Origin of the sequence: Pseudomonas maumuensis, from assembly GCF_019139675.1 — a bacterium.
GTDB lineage: Bacteria > Pseudomonadota > Gammaproteobacteria > Pseudomonadales > Pseudomonadaceae > Aquipseudomonas > Aquipseudomonas maumuensis.
Genome location: NZ_CP077077.1, coordinates 3,522,131 through 3,538,231 on the forward strand (window position 1 = coordinate 3,522,131; position 16,101 = coordinate 3,538,231).

The following is a 16,101-nucleotide window of genomic DNA, read 5'->3' on the forward strand; positions in this document are numbered from 1 at the left end:
CTCCTCAAGCCTGACGCAGCGAAGCGAGTGCCTGCAGCGCGCCCTGATGACCCGAACGCACCGCGCCATCCATGTAGCCCGCCCAGATTTCGGCGGTTTCGGTCCCCGACCAGATCAGGTTGCCGCAGGCCGGACGCAGGGACTCGCCATGCTGGCTCCAGAAGCCGGGCGGGATTGCCGATACGCAGGTGATGCTCCATGGGTCGGCCTGCCCCCAGTCATGGTCGTGATAGCCGATGGGCTTCAGCGCTTCGTCACCCAGGGACCGTGCGTAGATTTGCGCCAACGCACGCTGCGCCGCGGCAGGTTCGGACGGCACCATGGCGTTGACGATAAAAGCGTTGATCACGCCGATTTCGCCATTGGGCGGCGAGTTGTCCCACGCCCACAGCACCTGCCCCTTCACCTCTACGGTGTGGCCATTGAGCCCCTTGTCGCGCCAGAACGGCCGCTTGTAGACCATGGCGGTCTTGCGTGCCGGGCTGTGGGCGGGCCAGGCACGTTGCAGCGCGGCCCGGCCTTCGGGGAGTGCGGGCTGAAAGCGTACCTGGTTGCACAGCGCAGGATGGATCGCCACGATGACCCGGCGTGCGCGGACCTCGCCCTGGTCGGTGACCAGCCTCACCACCTCACGGTCCCAGTCGGCGATCTCGCGCACCGGGCAGGCCAGGCGCAGCTTGTCACCCAGCGCCTCGGCCATGCGCGTGCACAACAGCTGCGAGCCGCCGACGAAGCGTGTGCCCTGCGCACTGTCCTTGATCGAGTCGAGCTTCATGTAGTCGCAGCTCGCCGAATTGATCATCGACAGGAAATGCAACAACCCCATCCTGGCCGGTGGCACGCCGCCGGTGAGGGTCAGACTGGTGTCCCACCCCGATCGCTCTTCGGGCTTGATGCCTTGCCGGGCCAGCCACTCGCCCACCGAGAGCTTGTCCAGCTCCGCAACCCTTGGCGAAGTCCAGGGGGCGCCAGAGGGCACGACCTTGGACAGTTCGCTGAGCTTGGCGCCGATGCGCTCGTCCGTGCCGAAGGTGCCGTGCAGGTCGACCTCGAGCCGCCCTTCCCCGCCAAGCACCACGGTCTTGCCCTGGTAGTAGGTCGGAAAAGTGTCTATCTGGAGTTCACGCGCCAGGTCGGCCACCGCAGTTTGCCCAGGCCCGATCCACTGGCCGCCGGCTTCGGAGATCTGGCCCCCGCCCAAGTCATGGTTCAGCACCCGGCCGCCGACACGATTGCGTGCCTCCAGCACCACGAATGACTGGCAACCTGCATTCTGCAGGTCGCGTGCGGCGGTCAGCCCGGCCATGCCGGCACCGATGATCGCGACGTCGAGCACGCCATCGTCGCTGTCGCGAACGCGGGCCGTGCCTTCGGCGGCGCTCGCCGGCAACGCGTGCAGGCCCAGGCCACCGACGGCCGCCGTGGCGCCGGCGAACTTCAGCAATTGCCGACGCTTGAGATCGAATGAATTGGAGGGGGGCTTTTCAGCCATTTCGGGAGCCTCGCACGGTTGTAGTTTGAGTACGCGCCCTCTTCGGGGGGCGTGTGGAACGGCTGACCAACCTGCGGTTCACGCGCCAAGCGCAAGGCGCAGCGAGCGTCGGCGCAACTGCACGCCGAACAGCACCATCCAGAACGGGAAGATCAGCACCACGATGACCAGCAGGGCATTGGTCAGGGCATCGAGCTGCGGGAAAAACCCCGCGATGAAGTACAGGCCGAAGCACCAGCCGACGATCTTCAGCGGCAACAGGATCGAAGCCCCCCAACCGGCCTGCTTCAACTGGCTGCCGACCACCAGCCCCCAGAACAGCACGACCGGCCCCTCGCACCACCACAGCCCGCGTTGGCTGCCCACCGCGATGCTGGTCCAGGTGACTTCGGCGGCGGCCTGCACCGCCGGTGAGCCGCCCTGGTGAAGCGCCGCGAGGGGGTTGAGCACCGACAGCTGCAAGCCGGCGCCGACCACGCCCAGCACCACGTAAGTGGTAATGGCCAGGGCGGCCACGTCACCCAATGCGCCGGCCTGGTCACGGAACGCCCGCCAGAGGTAGCCGCCGATCACCAGCAACGGCAGGTAGAAACCCAGCAGGTCGGCGAACATCGACAGCCTGAAGTACTGCCGCAGCTGCGCTGGCAAACTCAGCATCTGCGCGCCATCCAGGGTCACCGTCATGTCGCCGTGGGTCACCATCAGCATGAAGCCGACGTTCAGGTAGGCAAACAGACCGCCCAGGATCGCGGCCCAGGCCGTTATCCGGACGGCATCGTTCGTATTGCTGTTCATGATTGCTCCAAGTTTGCGAGCGCGAGTCGGCCTCAGGCGGCCGGCCTGCGCTGTCGAGGGGTTACTGGGCCTGGGCGGCCCGGACTTTGCGATTCAGATGGCGGTCGAGCCCATTCACACCCGCCAGGGCGGCCTGCATGGCGCACCACTGCAACGGTTCGGGCAAGGTCGAAGGCGTCTTGTGGCGCAGCGCCGCCAGCAGCGGATGCTCGATCCCGCCGATGCGTTCGGCCAACAGGTGGCCAACCAGCGACTGGGTACCGACGCCATGCCCGGAGCAACCGGCGCTGTAGAGGATGTTGTGCCGGGCACCCGTGGCGCCGACCACGGGCAAGGCGTCGTAAGCCAGGCTGATGTAACCGCTCCAGCAAGCACGGATCGGCGTACCGCGAAGCGTCGGGAAGCGCTCGCCCAAGGCTTGTTGCAAAGCCTTGTAGGCGGACAGGTCCGGCTGGTTGGGCGTGGCCGAGCCGTAGGCATAGCCAAGCTGCTTGGTGGTGACCAGCAAGGTGTCACGCGCCGTCAGGCGATGACTCTCCATGGTCCAGTGCGGGGTGACGATCCCTTCCCTGCCCTGCCATCCCAAGGTCTGTAGCTGCGCCTTGGACAATGGGGTGGTCTCGATCGCCGAAACTCGCAGCGGCACCACCTTGTCGCGCAGCAGCCCCAACTGCGGCGTATAGGCATTGGTGGCCAAAACCATGAACGGCGCGCTGGCACTGCCGCGCTCGCTGCGGCAGATGACGGTTGCGCCTTCCTGATAGGACAGCAGCCGGGTCTGCTCGAACAGCCGCACCCCGGCCCGCAGGGCGGCGCGGCGCAGGCCCATGACGTACTTGCCGGGATCGAGCGTGCCACCGTGCTGCGTACAGCCGAACAAAAACGCTGGCGGGATACCGCGCGCGCGCATTTCATCGGGCTCGACGAAGCGTGTGACAGAGCCCAGTTGCTGCCCGAGCGCCATGCCATGGCGCAGCTTCTTCTCCTGGGACGGATGCACAGCGGCGCGAATGATGCCGGAGGGGTTGTAGTCGCAGTCGATGGCCAGTTCACGCAGGCGCCGTTCCACGTAGCTGACGCCTTCATCGTAGAACGCGACGATTTTCCGCGCCTGCTCAACGCCCACCCGTTTGTGGAACAGCTCGAATTCCACACCCATGCTGCCGGCCAGGTACCCGGCGTTGCGCCCACTGGCGCCGAAGCCTGCGAAGTCCTGCTCCAGAACCACCACGCTGGCACCCAGCGCAGTCAGCTCCAGTGCCGTGGACAGGCCGGCAAAACCTGCGCCGATGATGACCACGTCGGCGCTGACATCGCCTTCCAGGGCGGGTTGCACATCGTCCGGGCGTTCGACCCAGCCGCCTAGCAGGCGGAACTGCTGCGAACCGGGGTTTGGCTGCGGTGTGTCGCTGAAAGTGTTCATGCACGCGCTCCAGGCAGCGGTGGAACCGCTGGGCGGCTGACGCTTGAGAAGCGGCTGGCACACATGGCGATCCTCCTGCGGCTTGTTGTTGTTTTTTTGACTCTACTGCGCTGATCGATTTAACGCAACTAGTGTTATGTATTTAAATCAAGAGCGTCCTTGGCGAGGCTCGCGAGGGGTACGTACAGGGTCAGGACGATGTGCCTGTGACGCTCGCTGCCACAGGCGGCACACACTTCAAGGCAAAGCTTTCCCCGGTCCGCGCCGGGAAAACAGCAACGGTCCATCCTCGCCACCGGCCAGCACGGCGGTCAGCGACACACCATCCTCGCGGCGTGACAGCGTGAACGTCCGCCCAACATCCTCGCTGCGCGCCTGCAGGCCATCGAGCCCCACCGCTACCACTTGCTGGCCGTCCACAGCGATGGAGGTGATCGAACTGCGGCTGTCCAGCGCAATGCGCTGCCACGACGCGCCGTCAGGCGTCCCGCGCAACAAGGTGCCACGCTGGCCCCCCACCAACAGTCCGCCATCGGGCAACACGGCGCCCGTCCAGAGCGTGCCGTCGTAGCCGGTGTCCAGGTATCGCCAGGTCTGCCCCCGGTCGTCGGAGCGCAACAGCTGCCCGCGTTCGGCCGTGGCATAGAGCGTCTGCTGACGACCATCGACGAACAGGCTCATCAGGTTGAGGTCCGCGCGGCCTGCGCCTGCCGGCGCCGGCAAATCGCGCTCGGTCCAGGTCGCCCCGCCATCGTCGGTGGTCAGCACCAGCGACCACAGCCCCACCGCCACGCCCCGCAGGTTGTCGAAGAAGTGAACGGCGAACAGCGGCCTGTCCTGGTCAGGGGTCAGGCGCTGAACCTGCCAATGCTCGCCGCCATCGTCGCTGGCAACAATCGCCCCCCAATGGCCCACCGCCCAGCCATGCCTGGCATCGGCGAAGCTGACGCCGGTCAGGCTGCTGGACACGGGCACGGCGCGGGCCTGGCGGTAGCTGCGCCCGTGGTCATCGGAAAGCAGCACGATGCCGTGGTCGCCCACCGCGACCACCCGCTTCTGCGCCCAGGCAGCCCCCAACAGCATGGCCTGGGCAGCGTGCGCGACAGGCGCCGCCGACACCGCTTCGAGGGCACCGGCCATAGCGGACACGCCCAATAAAATGACGCCCAACAGTGTTTTCAGGTATCCCATACCGCTCTCCTCAATGCGCCAGCGCGCCGATCCTGCGCACCGGGCGCTTGCGCGGGAAGACCCGCTCCAGCCAGACCGCGAACGCCGGCAATACGGTCATGGCCATCACCATGTTGACCATGAACATGAAGGCCAGCAGCTTGCCCATGTCCGCCTGGAACTTGAGCGCGGAAAACGCCCAGGTGGCCACGCCGACCGCCAGGGTGATGGCGGTGAAGATGGTCGCCATGCCCACCTCGCGCAGCGACAGCGCCACCGCGACTTCGATCGGCTGGCCATCGGCCTGGTGCAACTGGATGCGGTTGTAGATGTAGAAGGCGTAATCCACCCCGATGCCCACGGCCAGCACCATCACCGGCAGCGTGGCGATGGTCAGGCCGATCTGCAGCTCTTTCATGAACCAGTAGCCGATGAAGGTGCCAATGGTCAGCGGCAGGCAGCACACCAGCACGGCGCGCCAGTCGCGATACACCACCAGCACCAGCAAGGCGATGGCGGCGTAGACATACAGCAGCATCGGCGTCTCGCTCTTCTCCACCTCCTCGTTGATGGCGGCGATCACCCCGGCGTTGCCGGCGGCCAGGCGCACGGCAACGCCGGGCAACGGCTGCTCGGCGCGGAACGTCTTGGCCGCCTCGATCACCCGGCCGATGGTGGTGGCCTTGTGGTCCGCCAGGTACAGATGCACCGCGGTCATGCTGCAATCGTTGCGCATCAGGCCTGGGCTGCGCGCCACTTCGGCGGCCAGCGACGAATAGTTCAGCGCATCGATCGGCACCGCGCTCATCTTTGGGTTGCCCTCGTTGTAGCCTTCGTTGAACTGACGCATGGCCGAGGAGAACGATGCCACCGAAAGCACCCCCGGCACCCCTTCCATCGCCCACGCGAAGCGGTCCTGGTATTGCCCCAGCTCGACGTCCTCGCAGGCGTTGCCACCTGCGTCACCCAGCCGCTCGGGCTGCACTTCGAAGACCACGCTGAGCCAGTCGAGGCCGATGTCGTAGTGGCTGGCGATGGCCAGCGCGTCGCGGTTGAAGCGCGCGTCCTCGCGCAGCTCCGGTGCCCCGGCCTGCAGCGAACCGACCACGCGGTCGTGGCTCTGCCAGACGGCCGTGGCGAACACCAGCAAGGCCGCCAGCATGACCCAGCGCGCATTGCGCCATTCGGCCAGCGCGGCCAGCCACGCCAGGCGTGCGGCGCGACGCTCGCGGGCGGACTCCTCGCGGGCCGCGTAACGGCCATCGACCTTGAGCATCGAGGCTACCAGCGGCAACATGACCAGGTTGGTGACAATCTTGAAGGCCACACCGAGCGCCGCGGTGATCGCCAGCTCGCGCACCATGGGGATGGGGATCAGCAACAGGGTGACGAACGACACGAAGGCCGTCACCAACGCCAAGGTGCCCGGCACCAGCAACCCGCGGAAGCTCGAGCGCGCCGCCACCGCGACCGTGCTGCCGGCGGCGATCTCGCGGACGATGTAGTTGATCTGCTGTACCCCATGGGAGACACCGATGGCGAACACCAGGAACGGCACCAGCACCGCCAGCGGATCGAGCCCGTAGCCCAGCAAGCGCAGGCTGCCGAACTGCCAGACCAACGAGGTCAGCGAACAGCCCAGCGCCAGCAAGGTGAAGCGCAGCGAATGGCAGTACCAGTACACCGCCACCGCAGTCAGCAACAGCGCCAGCAGGCAGAACTCCAGCACCGCCGCCGCGCCATCGGCGATATCGCCGATCTGCTTGGCGAAGCCGATGATCTGCACCTCGAACTGCGCATCCTCGAACCGTTGGCGGATCTGCTCCTCCAGCACTCGGTTATAGGCCACGTAATCCAGGCGCTCACCGTTGGCATCACGCTCGTTGAGCTCGGCGGTAATCATCGCGCTGCGCTGGTCACGGGAAACCAGGGTGCCGATGAAGCCGCCCTGGGCGGTCGAGTCGGCGATCCGGGCGATGATGGCGCTGTCCAGCCGCTCGGGCGTCACCGTCCCGGGCACCAGCGGGTCGGCCCGGAACCCCTCCTCGGTGATCTCGTTGACGAACGCGTTGGGCGTCCACAGCGAGCGCACGCTGCTGCGCGAGATGCCGGGCAGGAACGTCACCGCCTGGGTCACATCGTACAGACGACGCAGGCCCGCCTCGCTCCAGATGCTGCCTTCGCGGGCCCTGACCACCAGGGTCAGACGGTTCGCACCCAACAAGTCGCCACGGTACTGCCTAAAGGTTTCCACGTACTCGTGGCCGATCGGCAGCTGTTTCTCGAACCCGGCATCCATGCGCAACTGCACCGCGAACCAGGCCATCACCGCGGTGAACAAGGCCAGGATAAGCAGGACCACACGCCGGTGCCCGAACAGACCGGCCTCGATGCGCGGCAGGACGCCGCGCAGCGATTGCTTCGATACATCGATAGACATGTTCACGGCAGGCCTCACAGAGTGCGCGACAGAACCACGCCGACATAGTCGCGGTCACGCAGCAGTTGGTCGTAGGCCGTGTCACCGCCCATGAACTTGGCGTAGTTGAACGACACCTGCCAACTGGCGGGGTTGCGCACGAAGTTGAGGTACAGGTTCAGGCTGCTGGCGTCCTCGGTGAAGGTCGCCGCCAGGTTGGGCGTGCGCCCGCCCAGCGAGCGCGCATAGAAGATGCCCGGGGTCACCTGCCAGCCGGGCAGCAGGGTGCCGTCGTAGGTCAGGCTGAAGTCCAGGTTTATCCCCGAGGAGGTCTTGTCGCCGTGGCCTTTCGGCGCGCTGGCCGGGTCCAGTTGCCAGGTGTTGGCCCCGGCGGCGATCACCTCGCCGTCGTAGCTGTCGTGCAGCCCCGGGTACTTGATGACCACCAGCTCGGTCAGCAGGGTGCCGGTGCTTGCCCCGGTCAGGTCCAGCAGCCGCGGCGAATTGGAAGGCGTCATGCTGTACAGCCCGGTGAGGTGCCACTGGAACTTCTTCTCGTCCTTCCAGCACTTGCCCCCGTTGTTCGCGCACAGGTCGAGCACCGGGTTCAGGGCGACGGCATCCTTGGGCCGGTAGGACAGCTCGGTGCCCACCGCCCAGTCGCCAAGCGGCAGGTTGGCACTGATGCCATACATCATCCGGTCTTCGGGATAGACCCATTTCTGCGACACGGCGAAGGTGTCCGGATCGAGCAGCCGGGTGGTCAGCGAAGGCAGCTTGTCGTGGTAGCGCATCACGTACACGCCCAGGTTGAGGTCGCTGTCCTGCGGCTGCCAGCGCAGCGAAAGCCCCCACTGGCCACTGTCGCGGGCGTTCTTGTCGTCGAAACCGTACGACTTCATGCCCTTGCCGAGCGCGGCGGTGTACGACCAGTAGCTGCCCACCGGCGGCAGTTCGCTCTTGTTCCAGGCGAACTGGTAATAGGCCTCGACATTGACCCCAGCCCCAAGGCCAGAGGCGACGCTGAGCATCGGCGCCGGCAGCACGGCTTCCTTGAGCTGCACGCCCGGGCGCGACAAGGCCTGCACATCGTAGGCGTTGGTGTTGTTGATGCCACCCTGCACGAACAGGCTTTCGCCCCAGTTGATCACCTGGTTGCCCAGCCGTGTACGCACGCGCTGATCGCCCACGTCGAAGCCCTTGCTCACCCAAAGGTCGAGCAGGCGCGCCTTGAATGCGAGGTCATCACGCGCCGAACGGGTCAGCCCGTCGCTGCCCACATCCGCCGGTGTGTTGAAGGACAACGCGCCCGTCGTGTCGCTGGCGGCGAAGTCGCGAATCCAGCTGCCCCGGGCCATGAAGGTGAAATCCTCGGGCATCTTTAGCAGCAGCTCGTGGGTGCCCTTGAGGTAGTGGGTGAACAGGTCGCCCTTGTCGTAGTTGAGATCGCCCTGGTCGCCGATACCGGAAGTCTGGGCCAGGCACCCCGCGGGAGGGTGATGGCCCGTTGCGCCCTGGTTGATCAGGTTGCAACCCTGCGACTCGGTGCGCACGCCCATGCCATAGGAGATCGTCGAGTCGAAAGACCCCCTGACGGATTCGGTTTCAAAGGTGAACCCCATTGCCAAGGGGGTCATGCACGCAATAGCAAGGCCTGAAACTTTTGTGATTGTTGTTTTCATGACGGCGCTCTAGAGGTGAAGGTTCAACGTTCGCTGATGGCCCGCAGGTTGTCGGAGGTGTAGAAGTCGCGCTTCAGGCGCGGGTTGCCGGCATCCTCGGTGAGCCAGCGGTGATCCTTCTTGCCAACGCCGATGGAGGTCATGTCGTAGAGGTAGCGGCCATCGACCAGGTTGTACTGGGCCTGGGCCTCCATGTCGCAGGTGCCGGTCTCGTAGACCGGGATGGTGTAGCCCTCGCGGACCTTCCAGATCTGCCCCTGTTTGTCGTAGTCGACCGCCATCAGGCCGTTCCAACTGTCCTCGTCGATGTAGAACACCCGCTTGGGCGCCTGGTGGCGCATGCCCTGGCGCACGTTGGCCTCCACCACCCAGACCCGGTGCAGCTCGTAGCGGCGGGCCTGGGGCGCGATGGCGCTCTGCTGCGCGACATCCTCGATGCGCGCCGAACCGTCATAGGCCCCGAACGCGTTGTACGGCACCAGCAGTTCCTGCTTGCCGACCAGCTTCCAGTCGAAGCGGTCCATGGGGCCGAAGAAGATGTTCGACTCGTCGATGGTGTACTGGTTGTCCAGGCCGATCTGCGGTGCATCGTAGGAGTACGACGGCATGCGCCGTACCCGTCGCTGCCCGGGGAAGTAGTAGAAGGTGCTGGCCTGCTCCCCGGCCTTGGTGGTGACCACCCCCGCCTGGCCCGCCAGGGCGGCCGGTTCGTAGTAGTTGAAGTAGGTGGCCACTTCCAGGCGGTCGAACGAGGAGAACAGCGCACTGCCCTTCTGCCCCCAAGGGGTGTACATGAACCAGTCGGTGGAAGTGCGCAGCCAGCTCCCGCCGGCCTCGCGCGGCGACAAACCGGAGACCGTCTTGGACATGTCGAAGCCGACCCCGCGGTAGCGCATCTTCATGTTCCACATGACCTCGGCCCCCGTCGTGGGCAGGGGGAACGGAATGCCGGGAACATGGGCCTCCTTCAACGCCAGGCCCTCGCCGTCGAGGGTGGCGAAGCCGACGTTCTTGCGCGTGTTGTCGACCACGAAGTCCGGGGCGCCGCAGCTGCGCCGCGTCGGGTAGACGTCCATGCGATAACCCGGGATCTTCTTGAACAGCTCGAGCTGGCCTGGCGACAGTTGCTGGGCATGTTGCGCCACATTGCCGGCGTCGATGCTGAACAATGGCTTGTCGTCCTTGAACTTCCAGTACTGGCCGCGCACCTGGCCGTAGCTCCACCCCGAGTCCTGTTTGCCGGGGACCACCCAGGCCGGGATCGAGCCGTCTGCGTTGGCCGCCACCTCGCCGCCCAGGGGGGTCAGCTTGCCGCCCAACTGCCCGGCATCAGTCCCGGCAGCCTGGGCCGAGCCGAAGACGGCCAGGGCCGCGAGCGCCACCACCAACGGCCGGGCTACTGCGCAGCAGGCATGGCCGACATCACGGTGCTGAATCACATCTTTCATTGGAAGGTCCTCATAGGCTCTGAGCTGTCGTCGAACATTCCTGATGCCAGGAGTGGGGACGACAGGGTCTGTTCGACACCCCGGGCGCGTGCCCGGACAGAAAGCCTTGGAGCAAACCACATGCCAATTTCGTAACAGATGTTTTCTACATATTTTTCAATCGGTTATTATTTTTATAACACTTGCTATGTGATACCTGACAACCCATCCATGCACGTTGCCGGAACAGTGCCCGCACCAAAAGCGTGAATTTACGAAACATTCGTTACTTTAAAATGTTGCCGCCCCAGGTCGGCATCAAGGTGATGCGACGATGGATTTGAGCACCTGTGAGCCCGAACCCCTGCCCTCTAGTCTTCGGCAAGCTGCCCGCCCAGCCAGTCGATGAACGTCCGCACCGGCGGTCGTTCGAGCTTCTCCCTGCGGGCGACCACGTAGTAGGCGAAACGCGACGGCCAGGGCCGGTCCAAGGCCACCACCAACCGACCCTCGCGCAGGTCTTCCTCGGCATGCTGCGCCTGCACCAGCGCGATGCCCTGGCCACCGACGGCCGCACGCAACAGCAGCAAGTCCTCGTCAAAGCTCGGCCCGCGCCTGCTGCGGCTGTCCGCCACCACGCCATGGGCCTGCAACCACAGCGCCCAGTCGGCGCGCTCGGCCTCCTGCAGCAGCGGGTATTGCAGGCAGTCCTGCGGCTCGCGCAGCAGCGGCCCGCCGGCGAGCAGGGCCGGGCTGCAGACGGGCAGCAGCACCGGTGCCAGGAAGGGGATCGATTCAAGCCCCGGATAGTCGCCCAAGCCATGGCGCAATGCGATATCGACACGCCCGCGCTGCAGGTCGACCAGTTGCGCGGTAGCCTCCACGCGCACCTCGATATGCGGATGCAGCGCATTGAAAGCGGCCAGGCGCGGCACCAGCCAGCTGGAGGCGAACGAGGGCTGGGTACTGATGGTCAAGGTGCTGGCGCCCACCAACGCGTCCAGGTCCAGCAACGCGTTCTCGATCTCGCCGAAGCCACGCAAGAGGCCAGGGTACAGCGCCGCTCCCGCCTCGGTGAGCTGCACACCATGGCGGCTGCGGGTCAGCAAGCTGACGCCAAGGCGGTCCTCCAGCTGGCGGATCTGCTGGCTGATCGCCCCCGGCGTCACCCCCATGCGCTCGGCAGCGGCCTTCAGGCTGCCCAGGCGAGTGGTTTCGGTAAAAGCGCGCAAGGCGAGCAATGGCAGGACAGCGCCCATAGGGATTCCTTGATTTAGAAAATCTAATTCTGGTGGCAGAAGCTATCGTTTTAAATACGTACACAGCATGCATAGGATAGCGCTCAGGCCAAACAACTTACGTTAGTTTCCCTGAGGTTATCCAGCATGCAAGCCCCCTCCCTTGTTCTCTACACCGACAGCTCCCCCAACGGCTTCAAAATCACCATCGCACTGGAAGAAATGGGCCTGGCCTATCGCCTGGAGCATGTCCGCATCGAGCACGGCGAGCACATGCAACCAGACTTTCTCGCGCTCAACCCGGCAGGCCGCATACCCGTGCTGGTCGACCGTGATGCCGACATCGTGCTGTTCGAGTCCGCCGCCATCCTGCTTTACCTGGCTCAGCTCAGCGGCCAGTTGCTCGATCAGGCAGCGCAGCCCCGCTGGGCCGCGATCACCTGGCTGATGTACCACAGCGCCAGCATGGGGCCCCTGCTCGGCCAGCGCGTGCATTTCGAGTGCTTCGAGGCCGTGCCCAACCCGGCGGCGCTGCAGCGCTACCGCAGCCTGACCGAAAGCACCTTCGAGACGCTCGACCAGCACCTGGCCAGCCGCTCGTGGCTGGCTGGGGACGCTTATTCGATTGCCGACATCGCCACCTTCGCCTGGCTGCATATCGCAGCCCTGGTGGGCTTTGATTTCAGCGCCTACCGCCACCTGGTGCGCTGGTACCGGCAGGTCGAACGGCGCCCGGCCGTGCAACGCGGTATCTGCCTACCCGCCCCGGCCACCGGGCCGTGAACACGCTGACCCAAGGAGCAGTTATGAACACCACCCCGAGCACCTGTGGCGCCAACGCCGACGCCTTCCGCGAGCATCCTGGCTACCGGCGCATGTTCGCCCCCGACACGCTGACGCTGGGCATCTTCATGCCGCTGCGCTTCTATGACGGCGATATGCGTGTGCTGTCCGGCCAGGCGCGCCTGGTCAGCAAGATCGACCAGTTGGGTTTCGCGGCGGTCTGGGTGCGTGACGTGCCGTTGTTCGACCCGCACTTTGGCGATGCCGGGCAGGTCTTCGACCCATTTGCCTACCTCGCCTATCTGGCCGCCCATACCGAACACATCGCCCTGGTGACCGGCAGTACCGTCTTCCCCCTGCGCCACCCCATCGACCTGGCCAAGGCCGCGGCCACCCTCGACAACCTGTCGGGCGGGCGCCTGGTGCTGGGCATCGCTTCGGGGGACCGGCCCGTGGAGTTCCCGGCCTACGGCCTGGACCACGATAACCGTGGCGAGCGCTTTGCCCAGGGCGTGGACTACTTCCGTCGGCTGCTGGCCCAGCAACCTGGGCCGATCGACTCACCGCTGGGGCAACTGCACGGCGCCCGCCTGCTGCCCGCGCCTGTCTGCGGGCGCATCCCGCTGGTGATGACCGGCTCGTCGCGGCAAAGCCTGCAATGGCTCGGCGAGCATGCCGACGGCTGGCTCACCTACCCGCACGCCACCCACGACAGGCACGGGCCGCTGCGCCTGGCGGCAAAAGTCCGCGCCTGGCGCGAGGCGATACCGGGTGGTGGTTTTCGCCCGCACATGACCAATGAATGGATCGACCTGGACGACGACCCGCACTTTCCCCGAACACCCATGCAGGGCGGTTATGTGCTGCGCACAGGGCGCCATGGGCTGGTCGAGCTGCTGGAGGAATGGCGCGAGGCCGGGGTGAACCACGCCGCGCTGGGATTGCAGATGGCCAGGCGTCCGGCGCAGGACATCATCCAGGAGCTGGCCGAGGAGGTGTTGCCGTTGTTTCCGACGCTGCCAGGGCCGCAGCCTCATTCACAAAGCTGGTAGCACCAGGCAGCCGCAGAGCCTGTCCATCGCGGTATGTCGGGTGGCCCCGGCCATGGGCGCCACCCGGCCTGCCCGACGTGAATCAGAATGCGTAGACCAACGTTGCCGTGGCACTGCGCGGGGTGCCGTACCACCCGCGCCCACCGATCGCGGAGTAGTACTTCTCATCCAGCACGTTGTTGAGGTTCAAGGCGACGCTGGTCTGCGGCGTGAACGCGTACTGCGCCATCAGGTCGACCACACTGTAGGCGCCCTGGGTGAACGTCTCCTTGTTCGGGCCGGCGTTCTTCTTGTACTCCATGCCCTGCCAGCGCACGCCGCCACCAATCTTCAACTGTGGCAAGGACTGCAGTTGATAACTGGTGAACAGCTTGAAGGTATCGCGCGGCACCTCAGTGAGCAGGCGCTTGCCATCGGAATCTTCGGCCTGGGCATAGGTGTAGCTGGCGGAAACCTGCCAATCAGGCAGGATCTGCCCCGCCATTTCCATCTCGAAACCACGGGTCTTGGTGCCGGATTCGGCGCGGTAGGCCTGGTCGCCGTTCGGTGCCAGCTTGTCGCCGTCAGCCACGGCCAGGTTGTCCTGCTGCACCTCGAAGACACTGAAGGCGGTGGTCAGGCGCTTGTCCCAGAACTCGCTCTTGATACCCAACTCGTAGTTCACCCCCTCCAGCGGCTCGATGTAGCCGCCAGTGGCATCCTGCCTGCTCTGCGGCTTGAAGATCGCGGTATAGCTGGCGTAGGCCGACCAGTTCTCGGCGAAGTCGTAGACCAGCCCCACGTAAGGCGTGACAACCCCGGTTTCGCTGCGCGAGGTGTGCTTGGTCTTGCCGGTCGCCAGGGTGGTGGCGCTTTCGTCGCGCTTCCAGTCGATCACCCGCGCGCCGGTAATCAACGACAGCTCATCGGCCAGGCTCCAGCGTACCGAGGCCACCAGGCCATCCTGGGTTTCATCCAGCGCATCTTCCGAAGACTTGGTGTGGATGGCATCCGGGATCGCCAGCGAACCGTCCCAGGTATGGATGTTGTCAATGGACTGGATCGTCCACAACGGGTAACCGTTGTTGCGGTAGTAGGCCCGGTAGTGACTGGCGCCGAGGTACGCTTGATGCTCGCGGGAAAGCAGCTCGAACGGGCCGCTGGCGGACAGGTCGAACGACGTCTGCCGGGGCTCGCCCGCCCAACGCCCGGTCCAGGTACTGATGCCGCTGCCATCGGGTTTGACGCTACCGGCGGCGGCAGTGGCGAAGGTGTCGTCATAGCTGCGGCGACTGTGCTCGGCATTCAGTTTCAACTGCCAGCCGTTGTCCAGCTGGTGTTCCAGCGTGGTGAACAGCGTTTTCGCGCGGCGCTTGTGGTAGCTCCAGTCCGAAGCCGAGTTGAACGAACGCGACGGATTGAAGTGGCTGCCATCGGAGTTGTACATCGGGAAGCCGTGGTTACCCGCGCCGTCGTTGTCCATCTCCTGGTACTCGGCGCCCACGGTCAGCATCGTGCTGTCGGTAACGTCCCACTCCACCACGCCGTAGGCGACCTGGCGCTCCAGCGACTGCCGGTCGACATGGCTCTGGCTGTCGGTGGTCGAGGCGACGAAACGCCCACGTACATGGCCGCTCTCCGACAGCTTGCCGGACAGGTCCAGCTCGGTGCGGTAGCTGTCCCAGGAGCCGGCCTTTAGGGTCAGCTTGCGCTGCGTCTCGAGGGTCGGCTTCTTGCGCACCAGGTTGATGGTGGCGCCGGGGTCGCCGGTCCCCGACATCAGGCCTGTGGCGCCGCGTACCACCTCGACCCGGTCGTACGACACCATGTCGGCCAGGTCGTCGCGAAAGCCGAAGGTATCGGGGCGGTTGACGCCATCGACCTGGATGTTGCCGACCTGGAAGCCGCGCACATAGATATGGTTGGCGTCGCTGCCGGCCGGCCCCATGCTGTCGACGACCACGCCCGGCGTCTGCTCGAGCACCTGGGTGACGTCTGTCAGGTTCTGGTCCTCGATCTGCTGACGGGTCACCACGCTGACCGACTGCGGCGTCTCGCGTGCTGACAGGCGCAGGCCGGTAGCGGTGCTGGCCGAGCCGGTGGTGTAGCTGCCGGTGCCTTCGGTGGTGCTGCCCAGGCCCAGGGCGTCGACGCTGGTCGCGCCAAGCTCGACGGCGCCGTCGTTGTAAACCTTGCTCAGCACGTAGCGCTTGTCGCCCACCTGCTGCACGCGCAGCCCCGATCCCTGCAGCAACGCGGAGAAACCTTGCTCCAGCTCGAAGCTGCCGTGCAGCCCCGAGGAATGCAGCCCGCTGGTTTCGTCATTACTGAAGCTGATGGTCACGCCGCTGGCGGCGGCGAACTGGCTAATCGCGGAGGCCAGGCTGCCGGCCGGGATATCGTAGCGCTGCGCGGCGGCCCAGGCGGTCGAGGTCGCCAGCGCGGCGCCGCAAAGGCTCAGTGCGAGGGTCGCCTGGCGAATACTGCAGGCTAGCGAGGTACGGCGTGCGGACATGAAAAGGGGTTCCTGTTTCGGGTTGGCTTGGGCACGCTTGATGCGCGCGCCCTCAAGAGCCGAAGCAGCGAAGGAAATCTGCTACCCCAAATGCGAAAAATTCTCGAATGTTTGAAAGCGGATGAG

The 16,101-nt window shown here is 65.5% G+C and carries 11 protein-coding genes; 2 read left to right on the forward strand and 9 right to left on the reverse strand.

Annotated elements, in window-relative coordinates; all coding sequences use genetic code 11:
- Nucleotides 1-4: 4 nt before the first annotated feature.
- The 8 genes from KSS90_RS15635 to KSS90_RS15670 form a co-directional block, all read right to left on the reverse strand.
- A complete protein-coding gene (locus tag KSS90_RS15635; protein WP_217866298.1) occupies nt 5-1,492 on the reverse strand; it encodes a flavin monoamine oxidase family protein in 1,488 nt (495 codons plus the stop codon).
- A 78-nt stretch (nt 1,493-1,570) separates the two neighbouring features.
- Complete coding sequence (locus tag KSS90_RS15640) at nt 1,571-2,287, reverse strand: hypothetical protein (RefSeq protein WP_217866299.1); 717 nt, start codon at nt 2,285-2,287, stop codon at nt 1,571-1,573.
- A 61-nt stretch (nt 2,288-2,348) separates the two neighbouring features.
- The gene (locus tag KSS90_RS15645; RefSeq protein ID WP_217866300.1) at nt 2,349-3,710 is read right to left on the reverse strand and encodes an NAD(P)/FAD-dependent oxidoreductase; all 1,362 of its coding nucleotides are present in this window, start codon (nt 3,708-3,710) and stop codon (nt 2,349-2,351) included.
- Between the two features lie 237 nt (nt 3,711-3,947).
- Entirely contained in the window at nt 3,948-4,901 is a 954-nt protein-coding gene (locus KSS90_RS15650) for a WD40/YVTN/BNR-like repeat-containing protein (protein ID WP_217866301.1), read from the reverse strand.
- Between the two features lie 10 nt (nt 4,902-4,911).
- Nucleotides 4,912-7,320, reverse strand: a complete 2,409-nt coding sequence (locus KSS90_RS15655) for an efflux RND transporter permease subunit (RefSeq protein WP_217866302.1) — start codon at nt 7,318-7,320, stop codon at nt 4,912-4,914.
- 14 nt (nt 7,321-7,334) lie between these two features.
- Entirely contained in the window at nt 7,335-8,981 is a 1,647-nt protein-coding gene (locus tag KSS90_RS15660) for a DUF1302 domain-containing protein (RefSeq protein ID WP_367616210.1), read from the reverse strand.
- Nucleotides 8,982-9,004: 23 nt separating this feature from the next.
- Nucleotides 9,005-10,429 carry a DUF1329 domain-containing protein gene (locus KSS90_RS15665; protein ID WP_217866304.1) on the reverse strand — a complete coding sequence of 475 codons (1,425 nt, stop codon included), beginning with the start codon at nt 10,427-10,429 and terminating at the stop codon, nt 9,005-9,007.
- Nucleotides 10,430-10,779: 350 nt separating this feature from the next.
- Complete coding sequence (locus KSS90_RS15670; protein ID WP_217866305.1) at nt 10,780-11,667, reverse strand: LysR substrate-binding domain-containing protein; 888 nt, start codon at nt 11,665-11,667, stop codon at nt 10,780-10,782.
- A 126-nt stretch (nt 11,668-11,793) separates the two neighbouring features.
- On the opposite strand from KSS90_RS15670, the gene KSS90_RS15675 reads away from it, so the two are divergent.
- A complete protein-coding gene (locus KSS90_RS15675) occupies nt 11,794-12,429 on the forward strand; it encodes a glutathione S-transferase family protein (RefSeq protein ID WP_217866306.1) in 636 nt (211 codons plus the stop codon).
- Between the two features lie 23 nt (nt 12,430-12,452).
- Nucleotides 12,453-13,481, forward strand: a complete 1,029-nt coding sequence (locus KSS90_RS15680; RefSeq protein WP_225933089.1) for an LLM class oxidoreductase — start codon at nt 12,453-12,455, stop codon at nt 13,479-13,481.
- A gap of 82 nt (nt 13,482-13,563) precedes the next feature.
- Here KSS90_RS15680 and KSS90_RS15685 read toward each other — a convergent pair whose 3' ends face one another.
- Nucleotides 13,564-15,975 (reverse strand): TonB-dependent siderophore receptor, encoded by a 2,412-nt coding sequence (locus KSS90_RS15685; protein ID WP_217866307.1) that lies wholly within the window; start codon nt 15,973-15,975, stop codon nt 13,564-13,566.
- Nucleotides 15,976-16,101: the final 126 nt, after the last annotated feature.

Coding starts and splice junctions, on each gene's coding strand:
- KSS90_RS15640 (WP_217866299.1), bottom strand. CDS start 2,287: ATGAACAGCAATACGAACGATGCCGTCCGGATAACGGCCTGGGCCGCG.
- KSS90_RS15650 (WP_217866301.1), bottom strand. CDS start 4,901: ATGGGATACCTGAAAACACTGTTGGGCGTCATTTTATTGGGCGTGTCC.
- KSS90_RS15655 (WP_217866302.1), bottom strand. CDS start 7,320: ATGTCTATCGATGTATCGAAGCAATCGCTGCGCGGCGTCCTGCCGCGC.
- KSS90_RS15680 (WP_225933089.1), top strand. CDS start 12,453: ATGAACACCACCCCGAGCACCTGTGGCGCCAACGCCGACGCCTTCCGC.
- KSS90_RS15645 (WP_217866300.1), bottom strand. CDS start 3,710: ATGAACACTTTCAGCGACACACCGCAGCCAAACCCCGGTTCGCAGCAG.
- KSS90_RS15670 (WP_217866305.1), bottom strand. CDS start 11,667: ATGGGCGCTGTCCTGCCATTGCTCGCCTTGCGCGCTTTTACCGAAACC.
- KSS90_RS15635 (WP_217866298.1), bottom strand. CDS start 1,492: ATGGCTGAAAAGCCCCCCTCCAATTCATTCGATCTCAAGCGTCGGCAA.
- KSS90_RS15665 (WP_217866304.1), bottom strand. CDS start 10,429: ATGAAAGATGTGATTCAGCACCGTGATGTCGGCCATGCCTGCTGCGCA.
- KSS90_RS15685 (WP_217866307.1), bottom strand. CDS start 15,975: ATGTCCGCACGCCGTACCTCGCTAGCCTGCAGTATTCGCCAGGCGACC.
- KSS90_RS15675 (WP_217866306.1), top strand. CDS start 11,794: ATGCAAGCCCCCTCCCTTGTTCTCTACACCGACAGCTCCCCCAACGGC.
- KSS90_RS15660 (WP_367616210.1), bottom strand. CDS start 8,981: ATGAAAACAACAATCACAAAAGTTTCAGGCCTTGCTATTGCGTGCATG.